Here is a 215-nt window from a genome sequence, read left to right as displayed (position 1 = left end):
TTATTACTTGATACACCGGAGCCAGAAGGCGAGTTACCGCTACTGCGTGACTCGGTTACTTATCAGTATGCGTTTTCTGAAGGGGAGCAATTACCAGCTGGACAAAAACAGCTGTTACGTATGGGCACAGAAATCATGAAAAAAGTAAAAGCAGCACTGCGTAAAATTAAAGCCGAGTTAGAGCGTTATTAATAGGCATTAAATGCTGTTTTTAA

At 40.9% G+C, this 215-nt stretch carries 1 protein-coding gene; it reads left to right on the top strand.

Going from position 1 to position 215, the window contains the following annotated elements; genetic code table 11:
• Positions 1–192, top strand: a 192-nt coding sequence (locus CWC04_RS19485) for a DUF3014 domain-containing protein (protein WP_138686194.1), incomplete at its 5' end; no start/stop codon positions are given.
• Positions 193–215 lie beyond the last annotated feature (23 nt).

This window comes from Pseudoalteromonas sp. S2893, assembly GCF_005887105.1.
GTDB classification, from domain to species: domain Bacteria; phylum Pseudomonadota; class Gammaproteobacteria; order Enterobacterales; family Alteromonadaceae; genus Pseudoalteromonas; species Pseudoalteromonas atlantica.
This window is presented reverse-complemented; position numbering and strand designations above follow the sequence as displayed.